At 71.4% G+C, this 1,499-nt stretch carries 2 protein-coding genes; both read left to right on the plus strand.

From position 1 onward, the window contains the following. Window positions 1-842: FecCD family ABC transporter permease (locus ACIPIA_RS16100; RefSeq protein WP_400510981.1), on the plus strand; the 842-nt coding region annotated here is incomplete at its 5' end. Continuing rightward, the coding region (locus ACIPIA_RS16105; protein ID WP_400510982.1) for an ABC transporter ATP-binding protein at window positions 842-1,499 on the plus strand (658 nt) is incomplete at its 3' end. The genes ACIPIA_RS16100 and ACIPIA_RS16105, both read left to right, overlap by 1 nt.

Below are 1,499 nucleotides of genomic sequence, written 5' to 3' on the forward strand. Positions count from 1 at the left end.
TGCTCGTGGAGTTGCGCCTGCCACGTGCCATCCTCGGGGCACTCGTCGGGTTCAGCCTCGGCCTGTCCGGCGCGGCGATGCAGGGCCTGCTGCGCAATCCGCTGGCCGAACCCGGCGTCGTCGGCATTTCCAGCGCGGCCGCGTTCGGCTCGGTTCTGGCGTTATACAGCGGGCTGTCGGCAAGCGCCGCGCTCGCGCTGCCGCTCGGTGGCATCGCCGGCGCGGTCCTCGCTACGATCCTCCTCTTCGTCCTTCTCGGCCGCGGCGCCGGCACGACCACGCTGATCCTGGCCGGTGTCGCCCTCAACGCCTTTGCCGGCGCCGCGACCTCGCTCGCGCTCAATCTCGCCCCCAATCCCTATGCCGCGCTTGAGATCGTGTTCTGGCTGATGGGCTCCCTTGCCGACCGCAGCCTGGCCCACGTCCTGCTGGTCCTGCCGCTGATGCTTGCCGGCTGGGCCCTGATGCTGTCGACCGCGCCGGCGCTCGATGCCCTCACGCTCGGGGAGGACACGGCCGCCAGCCTCGGCTTCGATCTCGCTTGGCTGCGCGCGCGGCTGATCGGCGGCACCGCGCTCGCCGTCGGCAGCGCCGTCGCCGTCACTGGCGCGATCGGCTTCGTCGGCCTGGTCGTGCCGCATCTGCTGCGCCCGCTCGTCGGCAACCGCCCCGGACGGCTGCTGCTGGTCAGCGGCTTCGGCGGGGCGATCCTCGTGCTGCTCGCCGATACAGCTCTCAGGCTCGCGCCGATCCGGCCGGAACTGAAGCTCGGCGTGGTCACCGCTCTGATCGGCGCGCCGTTCCTCTTCAGCCTCGTCAACCGCATGCGGCGGGAGGCGTGATGGTGATCGAAGCCCGCGAAATCGTCGTCTCGCTCGGCGGCAGGACGATCCTCCAGAACGTTGGCCTGGCGGTGAAGCCGGGCGAGCTTCTCGGCCTCGTCGGCCCCAACGGAGCCGGCAAGACGACGCTGCTGCGCGTGCTGGCCGGCCTGCTCATGCCGGCTGCGGGCAGCGTTCTGTACGGCGGGCAAAGCGCCCGTGCTCTCGGCCGTCAGGCACTTGCGAGGCAGGTGTCCTTCCTCGCGCAAGGCGGGGATGCCTCGTGGCCGCTCTCGGTCGGGGCCGTCGTCGGGCTCGGACGCCTGCCGCATCGCCGGCCCTTCGGCGGCATGACCGAAGCGGACAGGAAGGCGATCGCCGCCGCGCTGGCCCATTGCGACGTCACCGGCTTCGCTGACCGCACCATGGGCACGCTGTCTGGTGGCGAGCGTCGTCGCGTCCTGCTGGCTCGCGCGCTTGCGGTCGATGCGCCCCATCTCCTAGCAGACGAACCGCTCGCGGGCCTCGACCCCTTGCATCAGCTCGACGTGATGGAGCTGCTGCGCCGGACCGCACGCCGAGGGTCCGGCGTCGTCGTCGTGCTGCACGACCTCGCTCTGGCCACCCGTTTCTGCGACCGGCTTGCCCTGCTCGATCACGGCCGTCTCGTCGCCGAAG

The sequence above is a fragment of the Allobosea sp. CER48 genome (genome assembly GCF_044752385.1).
GTDB lineage: Bacteria > Pseudomonadota > Alphaproteobacteria > Rhizobiales > Beijerinckiaceae > Allobosea.